Annotated in this window: 8 protein-coding genes; all 8 read left to right on the forward strand. The window is 43.2% G+C overall.

Annotation, left to right across the window (positions count from 1 at the left end; genetic code table 11):
- Nucleotides 1-6,553: SDR family NAD(P)-dependent oxidoreductase (locus tag AAG747_RS03505; protein ID WP_346819744.1), on the forward strand; the 6,553-nt coding region annotated here is incomplete at its 5' end.
- A 131-nt stretch (nucleotides 6,554-6,684) separates the two neighbouring features.
- Nucleotides 6,685-14,598: an amino acid adenylation domain-containing protein gene (locus AAG747_RS03510; protein WP_346819745.1), complete on the forward strand. Its 7,914-nt coding sequence runs from the start codon at nucleotides 6,685-6,687 to the stop codon at nucleotides 14,596-14,598.
- 111 nt (nucleotides 14,599-14,709) lie between these two features.
- Nucleotides 14,710-15,999 (forward strand): diaminobutyrate--2-oxoglutarate transaminase, encoded by a 1,290-nt coding sequence (gene ectB / locus AAG747_RS03515; RefSeq protein ID WP_346819746.1) that lies wholly within the window; start codon nucleotides 14,710-14,712, stop codon nucleotides 15,997-15,999.
- A gap of 98 nt (nucleotides 16,000-16,097) precedes the next feature.
- Nucleotides 16,098-19,868 (forward strand): non-ribosomal peptide synthetase family protein, encoded by a 3,771-nt coding sequence (locus AAG747_RS03520; protein ID WP_346819747.1) that lies wholly within the window; start codon nucleotides 16,098-16,100, stop codon nucleotides 19,866-19,868.
- 194 nt (nucleotides 19,869-20,062) lie between these two features.
- The gene (locus AAG747_RS03525; protein ID WP_346819748.1) at nucleotides 20,063-20,908 is read left to right on the forward strand and encodes a 3-deoxy-7-phosphoheptulonate synthase; all 846 of its coding nucleotides are present in this window, start codon (nucleotides 20,063-20,065) and stop codon (nucleotides 20,906-20,908) included.
- Between the two features lie 159 nt (nucleotides 20,909-21,067).
- On the forward strand, nucleotides 21,068-21,817 hold the full coding sequence (locus AAG747_RS03530) for a 4'-phosphopantetheinyl transferase family protein (RefSeq protein WP_346819749.1): 750 nt from the start codon (nucleotides 21,068-21,070) through the stop codon (nucleotides 21,815-21,817).
- A gap of 232 nt (nucleotides 21,818-22,049) precedes the next feature.
- Complete coding sequence (locus AAG747_RS03535; RefSeq protein ID WP_346819750.1) at nucleotides 22,050-22,520, forward strand: retropepsin-like aspartic protease; 471 nt, start codon at nucleotides 22,050-22,052, stop codon at nucleotides 22,518-22,520.
- 281 nt (nucleotides 22,521-22,801) lie between these two features.
- Nucleotides 22,802-23,764 carry an archaemetzincin gene (locus AAG747_RS03540; protein ID WP_346819751.1) on the forward strand — a complete coding sequence of 321 codons (963 nt, stop codon included), beginning with the start codon at nucleotides 22,802-22,804 and terminating at the stop codon, nucleotides 23,762-23,764.
- Nucleotides 23,765-23,783 lie beyond the last annotated feature (19 nt).

Genomic DNA, 23,783 nt, shown 5'->3' on the forward strand with positions numbered 1-23,783 from the left:
GGCGCTTCACCAGGCGGTGAGCTCTATCCAGAAGGGGGACTGTGAGCAGGCCTTGGCCGGAGGGATCAATGCGATCCTGACGCCATCCTTATACCTGGCGTTTGACCATGTGGGGATGCTGAGCCCGGAGGGCCGTTGCAAGGCATTTTCCTCGGAGGCTGAGGGTTTTGGCCGTGGGGAAGGCGGGGGCATGGTGCTGTTAAAACCGCTGTCCAAAGCCTTGTCGGAGGGAGACCATATCTACGGGGTGATCCGGGGGAGTGCGGTAAACCACGGAGGACGTTCGAGTTCATTGACGGCTCCGAATCCGGAAGCGCAGAGTGAGGTGGTGTACACAGCCTATGAACGCTCGGGCCTGGACCCTCGCCGTGTAGGGTATATCGAAGCGCACGGTACAGGGACGAGCCTGGGCGACCCGATCGAAGTGACGGGCTTGAAGAAAGCCTTCGGGCAGTTGTACCGCGAGCATGGGTACGATCCGGCGAGTGGTCGTTGCGGGATTGGTACGGTGAAGACGAACATCGGCCATTTGGAGACGGCAGCGGGGATAGCGGGCCTGTTGAAAGTGCTGCTATCGATGAAGTACGACAAGCTACCGAAGCTGGTTCATTTTAAGGAACAGAACCCGTACCTGAGCCTCTCGGGGAGTCCATTTTACTTCCAGTCGGAGACGGGCGCCTGGCCAAGGGAGGAAGGACAAGCCCCGGTGGCGGGGATCAGCTCCTTTGGTTTCGGCGGGGTGAATGCGCATGTGGTGGTGGAAGGGTACCTAGCGGAGGCGGAGCCCACCCCGGAGAGCCACCCGCCCCAGTTGATCGTACTCTCAGCAAAAAATAAGGACAGGCTGAGAGCGTATGCCGAAAAAATGGAAAGTTATATACGGCAACATGAAACAACTAATCTTGAAGTTGCTGACCATACTTTGCATGAAAGAATATGCGAATGTATCAGTACAAAGGTTTCGGAAATGATGGAAGTAGAGAGGACTGAAATTGATATTACGGTAGATTTTGCTCATTATGGCATTGAAGCGATCCATTTAAATCAAATTTTCAGAGAGCTGGAACAGAAGTTCAATGTGACTATATCACCTGATATGGTACTGCAGAGTACTACGATTCAAGTTATAGCGGATAAGTTTATTGCAAATAATGCAGATAAAAATGACTTGACTCAAAAATCGGATCAGCTCCGGTCTTCATTGAATTTACAGAGGCTGGCTTATACGCTACAGACCGGGCGTGAAGCCATGGAGTGTAGACTTGCCTTGGTTGCATCTTCATTAAAAGACCTGAAAACAAAATTAACCTCTTGGCTGGATCACCCGGATAAAAGCCGGCAAGTGTTTGAAGGGCAAACTACGGTTTCTCAAGAAATAAGGGAACTCTTAAAAGGAAAAGCAGGAACCGCTTTTATTGCAAATGCGATTCAGAACCGTGAGCTGGAACAAATTGCAAAATTATGGGTTTCAGGTGTTGAGATTGACTGGTCCGCTTTTTACAATGCGCCTGTCAGAAAACTGAGCTTGCCTACTTACCCCTTCGATAATAAAAAGTATTGGGTACAACAGGGGAATGAAGCCCAACTTTTATATAGTACTAATGCCAAAGAATCTCAGCTTACGGCATTAATAGATAGCAACAAATCCTCTTTTGACGGACTTTGTTTTTATAAATTGCTGAAGCCTGAAGCCTATTATATTAAAGATCATAAGGTAAAAGGAAATTATTTGCTCCCGGGAGTGGTATACCTCGAAATGGCACGCATGGCAGGAGAGCTTGCCAACAGCCATGAAAGAATAATTGGGTTAAAAGATGTAGTATGGGCAAAACCGGTAGTGGTGACTGACAAACCTGTCGGACTTAGCATTCATCTTGATAAAAGCAAGGATGCCATAGCTTTTGAGTTTAGTACAAATGAAAAGAATGAAAGTATACATGCTCAAGGCAAACTACTCTATGGTACAGCACCAACGGCTGATAGTTATTTGAATATTGACCTGCTAAAAGAACAGGAACAGAGTATTCGGCAGGAGGATTTTTACAAAGTATTCGAACAGGAAGGCTTTGAATATGGCTCTTCGTTTAAGCCTATCCGGCAAGTGTGGTATGGAAAGGCCGAGGCATTGGCCAGGATAGAGATCCCGGTAAATATGAAGGAAAATGCCGGTGATTATGTACTCCATCCCTCTTTAATGGAAGGGGGCTTACAAACAGCAGGTGTATTGGCAAATCAACAACTGGCCGGAAGTCAAACTTCTTACATCCCATTTTTACTTGAAGACCTCAAAATATATGCGAAACTGCCCGGTGCCGTATTTGCCTATGTAAAAGAGAAAGAAAGTGAAGGAGAGACGAAAAAATACGATATAAAACTGCTGAATGACGAAGGACTGATCTTAGTGGAAATTTTCAATTATACCGTACGTCTTATAGGGGGTAAACATACCAAAAGTCAGGAAAAGGATAGCCAGGAAATAGTGCTTTTGCAAAAAGAATGGAAGGAAACTACCGCTTCGGGTAGCATTCAAAGCAAAGTTCTTCAAAAGCTACTATTGGTAGGAGGAGACAAAGTACTCTTTGCCAATATTCAGAAGTGTATGCCGGAAAGCAGGATATATTGGGTATGCGAGGAAAAAGAACAGCCCGAACCGACCTATTGGACCATTGATAACACAGACCGCAACAGAAGCTTTGAGGAGCTGGCCCAAAAGTGTCTGAAGGAACCCGGAGGTATAAAAGAGATCTTATGGCTTGGAAATGAAGGACGGCATACATTTACAGATGTATATAGTTTTTGCAAAGCACTTTCCCAGCTTTCTTTAGATAAGAAAATCAGAATTGTCTATGCCTATGAACTTAATGATGATGGTGCCTGGGTGGAACATGCTGCGTTAGGAGCTTTTGGTAAGGCTGTACAGCTCGAGCAAAAACAGGTGGATTTTAAGGTTGTCGGGTATGATAAGGATACAAGTATCTCCTCTGTGTGTTCCGATGAATTTTTTGTGGAGGATTTTTCTGCGGAAGTACGCTATCAAAGGGAAAGAAGGTTTGTAAAAACACTGACCAAATGGGAAGGACGAAAGACGGATCAGAATATTTTTCGTATAAAGGGCACTTACTTGATTACCGGAGGTACTGGAGGAATAGGAAGGCAAATTGCCCGGTATGTAAGCGACAAATACCAAGCGAATCTGATTCTGACCGGTCGCTCTGAATATAAGGATGAAATAAAAGAGGTAATTCATCAGATAAGTAAGGGCAAGAGTAATGTGCACTATTTCCACTGTGATATTACCGAAAGGGAACAGGTAGAAAAACTGATAGCTTATACGGAAAAACATTTCGGCCAACTAAACGGAGTGTTACATTGCGCAGGAGTGATCCGGGATGGATTGATGGCAAATAAACCAATTGGGATGGCCACTGAGGTACTTGCTCCAAAAGTAAAAGGTACATGGTTGCTCGATGAGCTTACCGGTCATTTGCCTCTTGATTTCTTTATGATGTTTTCCTCTATATCCGCTGAGCTGGGAAATCTTGGACAGACCGATTATGCCTATGCAAATAGTTTTCTGGATTATTACGCCTCTCATCGCAAGGCGCTGACAGACGCAGGAAAGAGATCCGGTAAATCGTTGTCCGTGAATTGGCCCTTATGGCGCAACGGAGGTATGACGGTGACTCAACAACAGGAGGAATGGATGTTAAAGGCTTTGAAAATAAGACCTTTGGAGGATAAAGAAGCACTGAAGTTACTGGAATCGTTACTTCAGTTTGAACTCCCTGAGGTAATGGTGTTTCCCGGCAATCCGGCGTTTATACTAGGGTCAGGTAAGCCTCAAAAGTTGAGCGATCCAAAACGTAAGAATAAAAAAGGAAGAGTTGATAATCAAGGTGTTGTAAAGGGTTTGCAAACGGATCTTTTGAGTATGGTATCGGCCATATCACAGATCAATAAGGAAGAACTTTCGGTAACAACCGGCATCCAACAGTATGGCTTTGATTCTATCACCTTGACGGAGTTATCGAATGCTATAAATAACAAATACAGTTTGTCTACCACTCCTGCAGTATTTTTTGAGGTGGCGGAAGTAACGATAGAAAAATTGGCTCAACACCTGTATAGCGAGTATGAAAATGTGCTGAGAAACTATTATACAGGTTCGGTTGATGAGCAAGGCCTTGTAAGTGATGAAAGTACAGGTTCATATCCGGTTTCAGAAGTATCACTGTCTACGATACGTAGATCCCTTCCTGTTGAAAGTAAAGTTGAACAACAGGCAGAGCATCCGTCACTATCATCAGAACCTGTCGCGATTATTGGTATGCAAGCACAATTGCCCCAATCTACAGATATTACCGGGTTTTGGTCCAAACTGGTTGACGGAGTCAATTTAATAGAGGAAATACCAGAAAACCGTTGGAATTGGAAGGAGTTTTACGGAAATCCTTTTGAAGGAGAGTATACCTATTGCAAATGGGGAGGCTTTATTGAGCATGCGGATAAGTTTGATGCTGCATTTTTTAATATTTCACCCAACGAGAGTAAAGTAATGGATCCGCAGCAGCGCTTGTTTCTGCAAAGTGTGTGGAAAACCATAGAAGATGCAGGGTATAAACCTTCGGATTTTGCGGGCACACCCATGGGAGTATTTGTAGGGGTAAGCAGCTCGGAGTATGCCGAGTTAGTGGCGAAAGCGGGAGAAGGGTCGAATGTGCATGCTTCCACATCCAATGCTCATTTTCTGATTCCTAACAGGATCTCGTATTTCTATGATTTCAGGGGGCCGAGTGAAGCAATTGACACAGCTTGTTCCAGTTCCACAGTGGCCATACATAATGCGGTGAAAGCCCTACAATCGGGTACCTGTGAAACGGCCATCGCAGGAGGGGTAAACCTGTTGATTTCTCCGTATAGCAATGTGAATTTTAGCAAAGCCGGCTTGTTAAGCAGCAATGATCAGATCAATACCTTTGATGAACGTGCCGATGGCTATATAAGAGGTGAAGGTGTGGTTTCTTTGTTGTTAAAACCTCTGAGCAAAGCCAAAGAAGACAATGACCCTATATATGGTGTGATCAAAGGGAGTGCGGTAAACCATAGTGGCAAGGGATATTCTCTGACAGCTCCTAATGCCGAAGCTCAGTCGGATGTTATGATAGAGGCGTATAAAGCTGCAGGAATCAGCCCTGATACCGTGAGTTATATTGAAGCGCATGGAACAGGCACAAGTATAGGAGATTCGGTAGAAGTGAATGCTTTCAAAAAAGCATTCAAACAAATGTATAGCGAACAGGGTTTGGAAATGCCGGAAAGTGCTAGGTGTGGTATCGGTTCAATAAAACCGAATATTGGACACCTGGAGGCTGCCGCTGGAGCGGCTTCACTGGTGAAGGTTCTTTTGGCCTTGAAGCATAAAGTCTTACCTGCCACTGCCAATTTTAAAACCTTGAATCCACAGATCAGGCTGGAAGGTACCCGGTTTTATATAGTAGACAAGTCTGAGACGTGGGAACAGAAAGGCGCCATTCCAAGGCGTGCAAGCTTGCATTGCTTCGGGGCAGGAGGAACCAATGCGCACCTGGTAGTGGAAGAATATGAACAAAAAGTGTCCTTGCCGAATGAGCAGGAAGAGTACCTCTTTATTTTTTCCGCTAAAAATGAAAAGGCATTGCGTCAATACTTCGGACAATTCCAACAGTTTCTCCGGGAAACGGATCGCATTCACTTGAGTGATATGGCCTACACCTTAATGGTCGGTCGCGAATCTATGGAAAGTAAAGTAGCCATTGTTGCCGAGAGCAAAGAGGTATTGTCGCAGCGCATTGGAGAATACCTTACTCATCAAGAAGTAGAAGGCGTATTTACAAAGGAGGCTGTCGGGCAACTGTCAGAAGTTGACATAAGCCAGGCCATTGAAGATAAAAATTGGACTGAGTTAGCCGTGGCTTGGTGCAAAGGAGTTGCTATTGACTGGCCGCTGTTATACGCTAAGCCCAGAACTCGAGTCTCTTTGCCCACTTATGCTTTCGAACAAGTCAGCCATTGGATAAAGGTTTATTCCCGGAAGGAAAACCAAAAACCAGAGCTTGATCAAGCGGAAAAATCTAATGGAACCACTACCACACCAAGGCAAATCATAGTGAAATATTTTAAGAATAAATTTTCTCAGATGCTGGGTATGGAAACCGAGGATTTGGATGAGGATGCCCCGTTTCAGACCATAGGTTTTGACTCTATTTTACTTACCAAATTAAAGTACGATATCGAGAAGGAATTGCAACAAGCGTTTCCCCTGTCCCTTTTTGCAGTATGTCATACGATTTCAGCATTGAGTCAGGCAATCATGGAAGATACTTCCTTGGCGACTTTGGTAAATAAGATAATAGACATCAAGGCAAATGATGCCGGAATAGGCCCGGGCCATACGGATGCCCAACCACTTGCAGAAATGAAACATCAGTTAGATGCCCTGTCAGAGGATGAATTGGATGAATTGTACAGAAAAATACTGAACGGTAAATCAGTTTCCAACAATGATGCGGATTGAGCTTCATATGCTTTCTAACAGGTAAAAAATGAAATAACTAAGGGCATTCCACTTCAGTCGGATGAGATCGGAGCTTGTACCTTGGTTATTTCCTGTAATCATTAAAATCAAAAACCTTATAACACATACCAATGGATCAGGAAGTCTTTTACAAGCTGTCAAAAGAGGAAAAAAAGAAGTACATCATGGGGCTTGTGACCGGTATGGGCAAAAGTCCTCGTGAGAACCTTGTGAACAATAAACAGGAAAACGGTGACAAATTTACAGTATTCCCTTTAAGTGATATCCAGGAGTCCTTTTTTTCAGGCCGCTTTTTGGGAAAGAAAAACGACTATGTCGGTTGCCATATTTATTTTGAATTTGAGGAGTTTTCTTTGGATACTGAGCGTTTGAGGCAAGCCTGGTGTACGCTGGTTGCCTATCATGATATGTTGAGGGTGGTGATCCTTGGCAATGCCACCCAGCGTATACAAGAGCACTTTGAAATTCCTCCCTTCCAAATCTATGATTTACGGGATAAGACAGAGATAGAATGTAATAAAGTACTGGAGAGGTTACGTAAACGGCTTTCTCACAAAGTATATGAACCGGGAAACTGGCCTCTGTATGAAATAGCCATTACCCATCTTCCGGAAAAGAGGTCGATCATACACTTTAGTATTGATGAATGGATCACGGATGGCTATAGCATGAGCCTGTTATTAAATCAATGGCACCAGCTGTATACTCACCCTGGTTATACATTGCCACCACTGAGTTATTCTTTTAAAGAGTATGTGCTAGAAAGTAAAGCCTTGGAGAACACGCAAAAGTTTGCAGAGGATATGGCTTATTGGAAAGCAATGGAAATACATAACGGGCCGGACTTACCCTATGTAAAGCCAATGCCTGTAAAAGCTGAAGGGCAATCCTGTTATTACAGGAAACGCATCCACAAAACCTTGGAAGCAAACCATTGGGGGGCTTTAAAACAGTTGTGTGTAACGAAAAATATCACACCGACTTCCCTTTTGCTTACAGTATTTTCAGAACTGTTGGCCCGGTATAGTCACAACGATCAATTTTCAATCATCCTTACTTTATTTAACCGTCAGCCTTTACATCCTGACATCGATAAAGTAATGGGTCCGTTTGTCTCTACAAACTTTTTTAATATAAGTCGAAACCCGGAAAAGGACTTTATAGCGAAGACGCAGGATAATCAGAAATATTTATGGACACTTCTGGATCATGGGACAGTAAGTGGTATCAGGGCATTGAGGGAATCCAGAGACAGGCGTTCCGGTACGCATCTGTCTGTGCCGGTCGTGTTTACAAGTATGATTAATAAATCGGGTGTAGCCGGTAAAGACAGCTGGCTGGAAAAAATGGGGTATTCCATCTCCCAAACACCGCAAATATATTTGGATCATCAGGTATATGAGTATAATGAGGCACTGCACCTCAATTGGGACGTAGTAGAAGAGGCTTTCGAACCCGGCATACTTCGCAAAATGATGGATACGTATTACGATATGCTGCGGCAGCTGGCCATTAATGGAGATTTGCAAAAAAACGGATATGAAACCGCGAGAACAGAGGTACGTCATCAGCCGCCATCGAAAATCCATTTTTCCCTGACTCCTTTGCAACAGTCCTATTATGTAAGTAAGCGGTCCGGAGAGACGGCTTTGATTTATCAGGAGTTTGAGATCGAAGAGATGGATGTGAATAGGCTTCAGCGGGCCTGGCATACGGTAGTGAGCAGGCATGAAATGTTGCATGCCGTTATCACCAAAAACGGAGTCTTTCAAACCTTGGAAGAGATGCCTTCAAATTATCATATAGCGGTAAAGGACTGGAGCGGTTTGAGTCATGATGAACAGGCTGGCAACCTGGACAAGGAAAGACAGTTACAAACTAATAAACAATTTGAATACGATCAGTATCCTTGGTTTTCCCTCTCGGTAAGCCTTTTAGAAAATGGGAAAGGTGTATTGCACTGTTGCTTCGATGGAATCGTAGGAGACGGACAAAGTATGGGAATCCTATACAAAGAGCTTTTTGAATTATACCAAAACCCGGCTAAGCAATTACCTGTAATGAATGACAGCTATGCCGGTTACCGCTCGTATGTAGACAGTCAACGTAAAACGGATAGGTATTATAAAGCTAATGTGTATTGGGAGAATAAGTTTGAAAATATTGTTCCGGGGCCAGGGCTGATAGCTCAAAATACAGGGGAGACTTCCCGGCATACGCGATTGGGAGGACAGTGTGATCAATGGCAAGTATTGCAACACAAAGCACAAAGCCATGGCATAACGAATGATACTCTACTATTTTCATTATACGCTTTGGCAATAAGCACCCTTTGTCAAGAGGAAAAGTTTTCCTTGGTGTATGTCGATTGGCAACGGTCCCTTGAGCATGAAGGGCTTGTAGGGGATTTTACTTCATTAAGTTGGGTGGAATTTGACAGGAATATTGATAATTTGATGGAATTGATGGAACACTGTGGGGCGTCCATCAAGCAGGATTTGGACACGAAGCCTTTCAGTGGTTTGGAAATGCTGGGAAAGTTAATGTATCGAGGAAAGAAAAGCCTCTCCTTTCCGGTAGTCTACACCAACCTTATAGATCAGACGTATGAGCACAAATATGACAAGGTAAAACCGGGATATGGTTGTTCAATCACTCCTAATGTGCTCATTGATAATATGAGTATGGCAGATGCCGAAAAGCTACAATACTTATGGGATGTATCGGCACTTGATATGGCGGATGCTGAAAGAGCCTTTCGGGTTTACGAGAAGCTATTGTCTTTTCTGGTGCAAACTGACACGGATTGGAAGGATATTTCTATCCGCGAGCAACTGGGAAGGATGGAGGAACAAGAGTCGGCCAATGATCAGGAAGATACGATGCTACCCTTGTTAAAATCTTTAGGGTTAGCCGATAAAACCATTCAAAGTGAATTTGAAGCACAGGTACGAAAATACCCCGAGCGCATTGCTCTTAAGTTTGAAGAACATGAATTAAACTATTCCGAACTCAATGAGCAGGCGAATCAATTGGCGAGATACCTGCAACAGTATGGAGCAGGGCCAGAGCAGAAGATAGTCGTTTGTATGGAGCGTTCTGCGGAGATGGTCGTCAGTATACTGGGTGTACTAAAGAGTGGGGCCGCTTATGTACCTTTAGACCCCTCACTTCCCCCTGAGCGACTAAATATGATATTGGAAGATGCCAAGCCGGCAGTAATCATTACAACACAGGCTGATAGTTATAATGTGAGGCATTCTTCGTGTAAGGTCATCCGTTACGATCTTGAAAAGCCCATCATCGATCGGGAAGACCCGGAAAACCTGCATCCTTCAGCGAAGGGTAGCAATTTGGCTTACATCATTTACACTTCAGGCACTACCGGTAAGCCCAAAGGCACACTTATATGCCATTATAATGTGATCCGCTTGTTTTTGGCGACAAGAAACTGGTTCCATTTTAATGAGCGCGACACCTGGACCTTGTTTCACTCATTTACCTTTGACTTCTCGGTTTGGGAGATATTCGGAGCCTTGCTTCACGGGGGGAAACTGGTGGTGGTGCCGTATGTGGTGAGCAGGTCATTCGATAGGTTTTATCAATTATTAATCAAGGAACAAGTGACTGTGCTTAACCAGACACCCACGGCATTCCGGCAGCTATGCAGGACAGACGAACGAAGTGGCTCCCATCAACACCTGGCGCTCCGTTATGTCATCTTCGGTGGGGAGGCCTTGAACCTTCAGCATCTGCGCTCATGGGTTAATCGACATGGAGACCAACAACCGGAACTGATTAATATGTATGGAATTACCGAAACGACCGTACATGTCACCTATAGAAGAATATTAGCCTCGGATCTGGATGAAAAAGAAAGCCTGATCGGTATCCCGATTCCGGACCTGACGGTTCATATTCTCGACCAGAATCAAAAGCCGGTCCATCCGGGTGAAGAAGGGGAACTGTATGTAGGAGGCTTGGGAGTCGCCCGGGCTTATCTCGATAGACCTGAATTAACGGCAGCGCGTTTCATCCCCGATCCTTTTCTCAATAAAACAGGTGCGAGGCTGTATCGTACGGGTGACCTGGGGAAAATGCTGAATACCGGAGAGATTGCCTATCTGGGCCGTATTGATTCCCAAGTGAAAGTGAGAGGTTTCCGTATAGAACTGGAAGATATAGAAAGTGCTGTCAACCGGCATGAGCAGGTTAGTGAATCCGTAGTAGTGATACAAGAAGCCGATACGGACGATCCCAAAATTGTTGCTTATGTAATCGCTGCTTCTCCGTCCGGTACCATTCCTCAAGAAAAGGAACTTCGCAGTTTTTTACGAAAAATCCTTCCGGAGTATATGTTGCCTTCATCGATCATTGAGATTGATGAGCTTCCGCTAAACCACAATGGAAAACTGGATAAGGGCAGACTTCCTTGGCGATCAGGAGGACAGCACAGTACCCCCGTCAATGAACCTGCTCCTGTGGTAGAAACGAATCCGAATACCCCTCAACAACAGGGAATTATGGATGTTTTTAAGCAGTGTTTGGCAGTAAACGATCTATCGGATGAGGATGATATCTTTGATTTAGGTGCTACCTCTTTAAGTCTGATTCTGATCAGTCAGGGAATCCAGGAGAAGTTTGGCGTAGAAGTGCCCATGGAAATCTTTCTTGAAAAAAGTAAGATAGGCGAAATCATAGCCGAACTGGGGCATGACAGTACAACTACAACACCTGTATCTCAAAGTGCCGATAGTCAGGAAGATACAGCGGGAGTATTGCATATTGTGCGATCTGTTTTTCAGCGCATACTCAACAATGATGCGATACAACCTGAGGATGATATTTTTGACTTGGGAAGTACCTCATTGACGTTGATTTTTGCTATCGAAGAGTTCAAGAATATTCTTCAAATAGAGGTGCCTATAGAGGCTTTTTTAACCCATACTACACTACAGGGGATCGCCGGCTATCTGGAAGAACAGTGCCAAGGAGAGCAAACCAATGGCGCACAAGTGACAACTACAGATCAGAATGACGTTGGAGAGATTCACAAAAGAGAAATTGTCAATATTCCGCTAAGGCGGAAGTATTTTCATGAGGACTCCTATGTGCTTTCTGCCCCCCAGTATGATTTTGTGCAGAAGGAAATCCCGTTTACGCAGTTTTCCGAATTTATAGCCTTGCTCCGGCAGCATCGCCTTGGAGAAGCGTGTAAATACCTGTACCCCTCTGCAGGAGGAAAAAATGCCGTTCAGACGTATTTACATATCAAACCCGGTAAAGTAGAAGGACTAAACGGAGGGGTTTATTATTACCACCCCGAAGAACATCAACTGTACAAAGTGAATGAAAGTGAATCTTTAACTATAGACATTCACTATACGGAAAATCAGGAGCTTGATAAGCTATCCGCTTTTCAAATGTTCCTGGTGATTCAGCTCAAAGCCATGACTCCCGTGTACATGGATTTTAGTCAGGAATTGGCTACATTGGAGGCCGGGTATATGACCCAGTTGTTGTTGAGCCGGCAGGCCGAATTTGGCTTGGGGATATGTCCTGTACAGCAAGTCAAACATGAGCGGATACGAAAAAGTCTGAAACTAGAAGAGGAGCATGTGGTTGTAGAATGTTTGCAAGGAGGGCTCGTAGATTATGCGGCCTATGTGCAAGATCCGGTGCGGTATAGCGCCATGCAGTCAAAATATGAGGCGGTTAATACCCACCAAAGCGCGGATGCAAATTTGATGGAGGAACTGGAGGTCAGGGATTTTTCCAAGATTATCCGTATTCACAATGCAAAACAATTTAATCCGCTTTCTCAAGAGGAGCAAGCAGTACTTGCAGAGAAAAAACTGCACCTCAGAAGTTTTGAAAACGATGCGGAAAAAATAATCTTAAATTCACATTATTTTCCAAATAATCAACTCAGCACAAGAGCCTCACAGAGGGAGTTTGATCAGGGTAGGATATCCTTTGAAGGGCTGTCGAAGTTATTGCAATATATTTCCAAAAAGAAGGATTCCCGTTCGGTTCCGTATTTGTATCCTTCGGTAGGGAACTTTCATGGTATACAGCTTTACTTGTATACAAGAAAGGATGCGGTGGAAAACCTGCAAGAAGGAGTGTATCGCTATCATCCGGAAAACCACGAGTTACACAAAGTTAGCAACAGGTTGTCGGTGCCTTTAGAGTACTGCCACTCACCTTTTAATCTCATGACCTGCCGGAAGGCCTCATTTTTTCTTTTCCTTGTAGTGGACACGGTTGAGCTGGAAAATATGTTTGGCGCTAATGCGGCAAGCTATGTGTATAAGGAGGCCGGACATATGGGTCAACTGCTTATGGACCACCAGGCCGAATGCAATATAGGGCTTATGCCTGTGGGGGGGATGTCTTTTGACAAAATCAAAGGCGATTTTCACTTGAACGCTTCCCAACTAATGATTCATAGCTTTATGGGAGGAGCGGTGCAGTATCAAGAGAAAAGAAGTAATGAGTTTTCTGCAGATACTCCTGAGAGGTTTAATTACTGTTCGTTAAAAAACATTGATAGTAAATATAAGGCCCCGGCTTTTTTACCTGAAAGTAACCCTGTGGAGGTGAGCGGTGATACGCAAATGAGTGATAAGCAAAACTATCCGCTATCGTATGGACAGCGTTCTTTATGGTACATGTATAAAAGTGCGCCCGAGAGTTATGCGTATAATAGCGGCTTTCATGTAAATATTTTATCTGAAATTGATGATGAAAAATTTGAAAAAGCCCTGCAAGCGGTGGTAGATCGACACGATATTTTAAAAGTCAGGTTTGGAGAAGAAAACGGTGAGCCTTTTCAAAGAATGCATCATGATTTTAAACTTTCTCCACAAGTTATTGATGCAGCAGGTTGGACGAATGAGCAGGTGGTTAACCATATAGGGGAAGTATATCAAGAACCGTTTGATTTGGAAAAGGAGCCAGTGATAAAAGTATATCTGTATCACCAATCGTCCACATCTCATTATTTATTCCTCAACCTTCATCATATTATCACCGATTACTATTCAACCAGTATGTTAATCCAACAGATGTTTGATGCCTATGCCATAATGGTAAATGGCGAGTCTGTTAGTGCCCATGTAGTAGATCATCAGGCGCCCGGGTATATGGAATTTGTAGAATGGCAAAGAGATATGATGGAAGGAGGGAAAGGAGAAAGCATGTTGAATGATTGGAAACGTCTGTTGGGAGAAAAGGTACCGACCATGAAACTCCCACATGACTACCCCCGGCCAAGCCTACCGGTGAGGCAAGGTGATACGGTATATTTTGAAGTGGAGAAAGACGTTTACGAACAGTTTAAAGTCATTGCAAAACAAGAAAAATCAACCTTGTTCATGACCTTCTTAACAGCATTTAGTGTACTGCTTCATAAATATATTCCCGATGATAATGTGGTGTTAGGTACACTGGCTACGGCAAGGGGCGATAGTAAATTCAATAATACGCTCGGGTACTTTATTAATCCCATTGTATTGTGGCTTCAGTTGAATAAACACATGACATTCGGTGAGCTTTTAGGAATGGTGAGAACCAGGGTATTTGATTCACTTAAAAACAAGGATTATCCATTTCCGCTATTGGTAGAAAGACTACAACCCCACCGGAATGCCAATATCTCTCCGCTATTTCAAGTTACCTTTCAATTTTTGAATGCACAGATTGAAGACAGTTATAGAGAAGAAGCTAAGTGGTATAAAAATGCTTTGAAACTAAAGTCCTTTGAAATGTTGAGCCAGGAAGGTCAGTTTGATCTGGAACTTGAACTCATGGAGGGTATACATTCGGTAAGAGGGAAATTGATGTTTGATGCCGATTTATTTGACAAAGCTACGGTGGAACAAATGAGTCAACATTTCATTGCGCTGTTGAAGCAAATTTCGGCGAACTCCGGAGCCGTCATCAACGAGCTTTCGATTCTGACAGATGAAGAAACCATTCGTAAAAAACGACTTCATGAGCAGATAGGGTTTAGTCTTTAATAGAATTTGAGGAGGGAAAAGGAACCCGAATGTGCAGGAGTGGTTCCTGACCTTTCTATGATTTTCAAGTCATATATTTTCTTAATCAGTCAACAAATTAAACAACATACAATGCTAGAAATAGAAGCTATAAAAACATCCGTTTTCGAAAGTTTGGAATCCAATGTCCGCAGCTATTGCAGAAGCTTTCCCACACAATTTTCGTATGCCAAAGGGGCCTTACTCCAAGATGAGCACAAAAGAGAATACATCGATTTTTTGATGGGCGCAGGGGCTCTCAACTACGGTCATAACAATGATTATATCAAAGAGCAAGTCATAAAGTATATCAGCAATGACGGTATCATTCAGGGGCTGGATATGTACACCAACGCCAAAGAGGCTTTTATCCAACAGATGAACGATACGATGTTGAAACCAAAAGAACTGAAGTATAAATTCATGTTTTGCGGCCCTACGGGGACAAATGCCGTGGAAGCGGCTCTCAAATTGGCCCGGAATTATACAAAGCGTACCCGGGTATTTGCTTTTATGGGGGGATATCATGGGATGACCCTTGGCGGCCTGTCAGTGACAAGCAACGCTTCACACCGGAATGCCTCCGGAGTAGAGTTGAATAACGTTACCTTCATTCCTTACGAAGATGGCTATATCAACAATTTCGATGCGCTGGATTATATGGAGTCATTACTCAAGGATACGCATTCGGGAATAAGTAAGCCGGCTGCCGTGATCGTGGAAACCGTACAGGCCGAAGGTGGGGTTTATGTAGCCTCCGAAGCATGGTTGGTGAGGTTAAGAGAAATCTGTAATAAACACGGTATTTTACTGATTTGTGACGATATCCAGGTAGGATGCGGCAGAACAGGGACTTTTTTCTCCTTTGAACGGGCTACTATTCAACCTGATATAGTGGTATTGTCCAAATCGCTGAGCGGCTATGGCTTTCCTATGTCAATGCTGTTGTTGAAGCCAGAGCTGGATATTTGGAAGCCTGCGGAGCACAACGGTACCTTCAGAGGCTTTCAGTTGGCGTTTGTAGGAGCTAAGGCAGCCCTTGAATATTATCAGAACTTTAACCTGGAACAAACCATGGTTGCCAAGTCCAAAGTAATAGAACATGTATTGAAAAATGAAATAGCAGCTATGCACCCGGATATCCGTATCAGAGGCATAGGAATGATTTGGGGAATTGACTTTGCCAAATTTCAAGAAAGCGATATCACAGGAAAGATCACACAAAGGTGTTTTGAAAAGGGTTTGCTGATAGAAAGTACAGGGCGCAAAGGTGCTGTCATCAAGCTGTTGCCCGCTCTTGTGATAGAGGATGCTCTTCTTGATAAAGCATTGGATATTTTAAAAGAAGCTATATCATGGCATGTACAACAGACCGTAAGCTAACATAGGCATTTTATACAAACCTCATAGCCTATGTAGGTAGCAAGCGGTTCTTCTATGAGTCCTTCAATGATCTATAAATATCAATTTGAGTAGAATAAATGAAACATCACAATACGCTATCCGGGAGAGTATATTGGAAAAAAGTACTGGGAGATTCACCGGCTCCGGCAAGACTATTAAGAGATTATCTTCACCCTGCAGATCATAAAAACTTGAACTCCATTACCTTTAGTTTAAGTCAGGACGTTTCCGGACAATTGAGGGAAATGGGACAGCACAAGGCATTAAGCTTATTTACAATGCTTTTGTCAGGTCTGCAAGTTGTTTTTAGCAAGTACACCGATTCGGAAGAGCTGTTATTGTATGTACCGGCACTGATGAGCGATGAGTCCGGAAAGTGCCTACCTCTACGGAGTTCGATAAACTGGCAAACATCTTTTAAAGATCATGTATTGGAAACGGGTGAGCAACTGATCAATGCATATACCCATGAGTACGAAAACACGAAGGAGATACCATCGGATATCGGGGTATTGGTATTGCAGGAAGATCTTCATGATCTCGTTCATGTAGATAATGCGGAGGTCTCTTTTTATTTTTCCGACAAGGGCTCTCGTGTCAAAGGGACAATGTACTACAGGGAAGGCCTCTTTAAAGAAGAGTTGCTGCATTCGCTGATAGAACAGTATACTTATGCAGTAAGTAGTCTAATAGACAACAGGCTATTGCCGCTTGCAGAGGTGAACCTTGTATCTTCGGAAGAACTGGAAAAGCTGAAGGAATTCAATGAACTATCTTGCTATTATCCCGGGTATGATGTGATCGCCAGTCTGTTCGAAAAAAGCGTAGAGAAGTACTGTGATCAAACCGCAATAGTCGAAAAAGGGAAGTCGTGTACTTATGAAACCCTAAATACACGGGCCAACCAAATAGCGCATACGCTTCGGCAAACGGGTGTTCAAAGAAACGAGTTTGTGGGAGTGTTGATGGAGCGTGGAGTAGACTTTATCACCTCCGTAGTGGGCGTTGTGAAGTCCGGGGCGGCTTTTGTCCCCCTGGACCCTGCCTATCCTGCCGAGCGTGTAAACTATATGTTGCGCAACAGTAAGGTGTCTACAATAGTGACTACGGCCGCCTTGTTAAAAGGTATTGAGACGGATGACTTACCCTCTTTGAACAGTGTTCTGCTCTTGGACCGGAATTTTGGTGCGGACCAAGGTAAAATAGAGGTATACGATCAGGAGGCGATAGACAAAATGCCGGAAAGCAATCCGCATGTCATAAATCAAAGTGACGACATAGCCTATATGATATACACCTCCGGTTCCACCGGAAAACCCAAAGGGGCTATGGTGCGGCACAATGGAGCGATCAATCATATGTATGCCGAATTTGAAGCGTTGAATTTCTCTGAAAAAACACGCTTTTTACAATCGGCACCGGCTTCCTCCGATATTTCCGTTTGGCAGATGTTGGCACCATTGTTAGTGGGAGGAGCTTCGGTAGTCGTAGGCTTGGAGGTAGTCAGCAACCCCCCGGAGTTATTTAAGGTGCTCAGAGAAGAGAGAATCTCTTTGTTCGAACCGGTCCCTATCGTGCTACAGGGAGTCATTGAGTATGCCGAAAAGTTGGATGACAAAAGTCGCTCGTTACCGGACTTGCTTTTTGCTATGGTCACCGGGGAAGAGGTTAAAGTGTCAGTCGTAAATAAATGGCTGGGGCTGTACCCAACGATACCGGTAGTTAATGCGTATGGACCTACGGAAGCGGCAGATGATGTATGCCAGGCGATGATTGAAAAGGCAATGCCAAGCCATTCCGTAAGGGTCCCTATCGGAAAGCCTGTAGCGAATATGCAAATACATATATTGGATAAACATATGAAAAGGCTCCCCGTTGGGTTTCCCGGAGAAATTTGTGTTTCCGGGGTGGGTGTAGGGGCTGGATATTGGCAGAATGATGAAAAAACGCGTGACGTTTTTGTACAAAATCCCTATGCCAACAGTAGTAACGAAAGGCAACTGTACAAAACCGGTGACCTTGGCCGCTTTTTGCCTGACGGAAACATTGAGTTCCTGGAACGTATAGACAAACAAGTGAAGATAAGAGGGTTTAGAATAGAGTTAGGCGAGATAGAAGCTGTACTCTCCGGGCATGAGGGAATAACGGAAGTATATGTGGTGGATCGTGAACTTGACAACAATAAACTACTGGTTGCCTATTACCGTGGAACCAAAGAAATAGACAATGAGTCCTTTAAGAGTTACCTTCACCATAAGTTGCCACAACATATGGTACCTACCGTTTATGTTCGGGTAGATAGAATACCGCTACTTCCCAATGGCAAAGTCAATAAAGAGGAGTTGCCTTTGGAGGCGCTACAAGTGCAAAAGGAATTTGTGGCGCCCACCGGACCGGTGCAAACCAAACTTCAGGAGATTTGGCAGCAATTGCTTAAGTTAGAACGCATAGGCGTGAGAGATAACTTTTTTGACCTTGGAGGGCACTCCTTTTTGGTAATTAAAATGATCAATGAGGTAAAAGAAGCGTTAGGTACGGGAGTTTCCTTGCCTCACTTTTTGACCGAGCCGACTATCACCCACCTCGCCAGGTTAGTAGGTGAAACAGAAAACCATGAGGAACCCGGACTCTCATTGAAAGAGTGTATACTGCAAGATATCCGGATAGAGAATGACATTACTTCCCTGGCAAATTTTGAATCCGTATTGTTGACCGGTGCCACAGGGATACTGGGAGTCAATATTTTATACGAATTGCTTAAAAGTACGGAGGCTAAGGTGTATTGCCTGGTCAGGTGCAAATCGGAATCGCATGGAAGAGAGCGCGTGACAGGTCAATTAAAGAGCCATCAACGCTGGGAAGATGCGTTTATGCCGCGCATACATATTGTACCCGGAGACTTGGAAAAACCAAGATTGGGATTGCAGCCGGAGGAGTTTGAAAGCCTTGCTACAACGTTGGATGTTATCTTTCATAACGGTGCCCAGGTGAATTTTGCCTACCCTTATCATGTCCTGAAAAAAGCCAATGTGGATGGGACCAAAGAAATATTGAAACTGGCGGCTTTACACGGGTTAAAACCGGTGCATTTTATATCGTCACTGTCAGTTTTTGAAAATTACCACCACAGTGCTATCATTTCGGAAGGGCATCAACTTCTACTGAATGACAAACTGCTGAATGACCTTGGTTACACCCAGTCGAAGTGGGTGGCAGACAAGATTATGATAGAAGCAAGACAAGCCGGATTTCCCGTAAATATTTACCGGCCGGAAACCATCTCCGGGCATAGCGAAACCGGAATATGGAATACCTCTGATTTTGCCTGTAAATCTTTGCGTAACATGGCCATTGTCAGTGCTATACCCAATGTCCCGATAAAGTTCAACTGGGTACCGGTGGATTATGCAAGCCGGTCTATTGTGCATTTGGCGAAAAACCCGAAAGGCTTGAATAAAAATTACCATATCATTTCCCCTCACTATCTTCAGATGAGTGACATTATTAAGTGGATAAAGCCACTGGGTTTTGATATTAAAAAATTGTCATTCAGAAAGTGGAAGAGCAGAATCCTAAGCTTGCAAGGAAAAAACGAAGTTTTGGATGAGGTGACCGATGAAATATTTGAAGCGGCAAAAAACTACGATCCGTCTAAGACACACAAGTTTACACAACAAAATACGATTGCAGGATTACAAGGTACCGATATATATTGCCCTCCGATAGATAAAGCCGTTGTGCAAAAATATTTTAAGTATTTTGAAAATGAAGCTTTCCTATCTAAGGATATGGTTTTTCCTTACGAAGAACAGGGAAAAAGGAAGGTACTGGATTTTCTGTTTAAGTGACAGGTGCATATACCCCCCGTCTAAATTGAATGGACCGTAGAGAGGAAATATTTTATTTGACCGGGAGAAGCAACTGAGGAGAGCTGACGAGGAAGTGGTTTAAACGTATAGTTTTTGAAACATTTTTTAGGAAAAAGAAAAAGGTTAATTCACTTCTATACAATTCGATGAGGTTTTTTAATCAAACGACACATATGAATTCACAAATTGAAATATCTGCTGACCGGACCTGGCTTCTCAAAGGCAAGGGACCGGTTATAATCAGTGGCCCTTGTAGTGCGGAAACGGAAGAGCAACTTATAAGAACGGCAAACTTGTTGGCGGCTACCGAAAAAGTAGACCTACTAAGAGCAGGTATTTGGAAGCCCAGAACCCGGCCCAACTCCTTTGAAGGGGTTGGGGAAGAAGGGTTGAAATGGTTGAAGAATGCATCAGAAGAGACGGGTAAACCGGTATGTACGGAAGTGGCCAATGCGAAACATACGGAGTTGGCTTTAAAGCATGGTATCGATGTCCTTTGGATAGGGGCAAGAACTACGGTCAATCCCTTTTCCGTACAAGAGATTGCGGATGCACTGAAAGGCGTGGACATTCCGGTGATGGTGAAAAATCCGGTCAATCCCGATTTGGAATTATGGATAGGTGCCCTTGAGCGGATCAATCAGGCAGGAATTACCCGTTTAGCGGCAATTCATCGCGGTTTCTCATCCTATGAAAAAACAAAATATCGCAATCAGCCCAAGTGGGTTTTGCCTGTCGAATTAAAACAGCGCTTTCCTGAGTTACCCATGTTGTGTGATCCAAGCCATATAGCAGGAAGCAGGGATATTATCAGTCAGGTATCACAAAAAGCACTTGACTTTGGCATGGAGGGACTAATGGTTGAAAGCCACTTCGCTCCGGATAAGGCCTGGACGGATGCCAAGCAACAGATTACCCCGGAAGTCCTTAAACAGGTATTGGCTTCATTGACGACTGTGAAGGATGTAGTAAAACAAGTCGGACAGGAAATGTATAAAGTGGATGAGAAAGTCATGTGAAAAAGAAAATACTGAAGGATTCCAAGTGCTACGTTTCTATGAAAAAAGTTATTCGCAATTTAATCATGCATATTTGATAACATGCTTGTACTTCGTAGTTCGAATATTACCGTTTGTTCATCCTGCTTTCAGTGACGATACATGAACTATTTGTCTAATATGCCGCCTCCGCAGGTCGGGTCTTTTTCTCTTAAGAGAGAAAATAACGAGAGGCATAGCATCGGCTATGCTTTTGTAGAAGGTGATGTTGAATCATTGACTGAGCTGACTCTGCTTCTTAGTACCCAGGAACAGCAGCAATTGGAGAGTTTTGAATACCCGAGGAGAAAGAACAGCTACTGCTTGGGAAGAGTCAGCGCGAAGTTGGCCATGCAGCAAATTCTTACAAAAGCTGATCTGAATACAATAACCGTAGATAATGGTGTTTTTGGCTTTCCGGTAGTGAAAGGCGTTCAAGAGAAAATCCAGGTGAGTATTAGCCATAGCGATGGCTTGGGAGTTGCTCTCGCTCATTTCGAAGAACATCCGGTGGGTATCGATATAGAAAGAATTGACCCGGATAAAACTTCCGTGATTGAAACCTGTTTGTCAAATGATGAAATTACTTTGATCAAAAAAAAGCTCATGGAGCCCTATGGGAATTTTGTTTTTTGGACCATCAAAGAAGCCTTGTCCAAAATCCTCAAAACCGGATTGATGCTGGATTTTAAATATATGCAGATTGGCAACCTAGAGAAGGTAAAAGAAGGCGTTTGGATAAGTCACTTTAGTAGTTTTTCACAGTATCGGGCCATCTCATTCACAACGCAACATTACGTGGGGTCGGTTGTATTACCAGCAAAATCCACATTTGAGCTGCCGGATCTTTTCGCATTGGCAAATGCTTTTAACCGCTTCGTGAAAAGGTAAGACATGGCTCTATACCTTCACCGGTATTCCTTATACAAGTACACTGTTCGGTTATGTGCGTAAAGGTACAAAATCGAACAGCTTGCCTCCCTTCAAACAGCCTTACCGGCTGTTTTTTAATATGGTATGCTTCTTGGCTTATTTTGTTTCAAACGTTGGCGAGAAATAAGTATCGATACATCACAATTCACCAAACCTTATTTTCCGGTTCATTTACAAAAAATACTCAATCATGAAGTGGATTGTCCTTGTTTTAATTTTAGGAGTTTTGAGTCAAATTGCATTTGCACAGGAGGTGATTAAAATTATTACTTTAAAAAATCAACCGATCGTGATTGGAAAGTTAAATGGGAAAAAAGCGTATTTCCTTATCGATACGGGTTCGGATGTAACCTTATTAAATTTGAAAGATGCCAATAAATTCCGCTTTAAGTTTAGGAAAATAGATTTACAAGGCTATAAATTGTCTGCCTTGGGTTCGGAACATCAGCAAGAAATATGGATGGCCTATAATGTGGCCATTCACTTGGGTAACAAAAAAATGAAAGGGTATTTCAAGGTTTTTGATCTTTCCAGGATTGCATCTTCCATAAGAAGAGACTCAGGAATCAAAATCAATGGGATCATCGGCTCTGACGTCATGAAGAAGCATAAGTTTTTGATTGATTATGAAGCGAAAGAAATCAGTATTAAAAGGGATTAGAATAAGGGAATAAAGGTCCGGGTCACTCTATCGGTAAAAGATGCGTTGGGGAAAATAAGTTTTGGGTTGCTTTTTTTACTACCTAAATTCAGGGGTTTGAAAAGGCAAGTATTTAAACATGGATTCTAAATGAAAACCCATCTGAACTTTACCTTATGAAAACCCATCTGAACTTTACCTTTCTGACAGTTGCTTTATCATCTCAAGTAGATACAGGGAATGCAGCTCGACCGTTAACAGCATTTAATTTTTGAATGATGGCAATTGAAAAAGCAGCTTTAATGAATAATTTAACTACACAACCAAATTACCCTTATCTGAAAATTGAAATTTTTGTAGTGCTGACATTGCTGTTATTGTCTTGTGAGCAAAAACAAAATCAGATATCCTCCGGTAAGATCAATTTACAAAATAAAAATATTCAAATACCGGATTTAGTAGCTTTGAAGTCCGTTCAAACACGTTTGCCGGGGCCTGAAGACCCTGGCGAATGGTTGTATGTTTATAACAAATCGGCTCAATCGTACGAAGAATATAGAAACTCAAAACCGGTACAACCCACTCCGGAGCAGAATAAAATATACCTCAAGCCTATAGGAACTTTTGATAGTTCGGAAGTTCGCATTTTCAATTCTTTAAGAGAGTATACTCAAGTCTTTTTTGGATTGGAAACCATTCTACTTGATCCGGTTTCGGATTCAATCATTCCGGAAGAAGCCCGACGAATACACAAGGGAATAGAACAAATTCATACAAAATATATCTTAAAGCAAACGGTCCGGGAGGGCTTGCCGGAAGATGCGATTGCATATGTTTCAATCACAAGCAAAGATCTGTATCCCAAAAAGTCTTGGAATTTCGTATTCGGGCAAGCAAGTTTGAAACACAAAGTGGGGGTAGTGTCAATATACCGGCTCAAGAGTGGAAATTTAAAATCGGGTAATCAGGGCCTGTATCTAAACAGACTGATGAAAACCACTACACATGAATTAGGTCATACTTTTTCAATAAAACATTGTACTACATATAAATGTATCATGAACGGAAGTATTAGTCTGGAAGAGGCTGATCACAAGCCTTCGTGGTTATGCCCGGAATGCCTGGCAAAGTTGGCTTGGTGTACAGGTACGGATATCAGTGATCGGTACGAGGCATTAATTTCATTTTTAACGAAACAGGGGTATGCTGAAAAAGTAAAATTCTATAAAAAATCGCAAGAGATTTTATGGAACAAAGCCGGTTGAGTTTTTGAAACGAATGGGC

Origin of the sequence: Rapidithrix thailandica, from assembly GCF_039710355.1 — a bacterium.
Lineage (GTDB): Bacteria > Bacteroidota > Bacteroidia > Cytophagales > Flammeovirgaceae > Rapidithrix > Rapidithrix thailandica.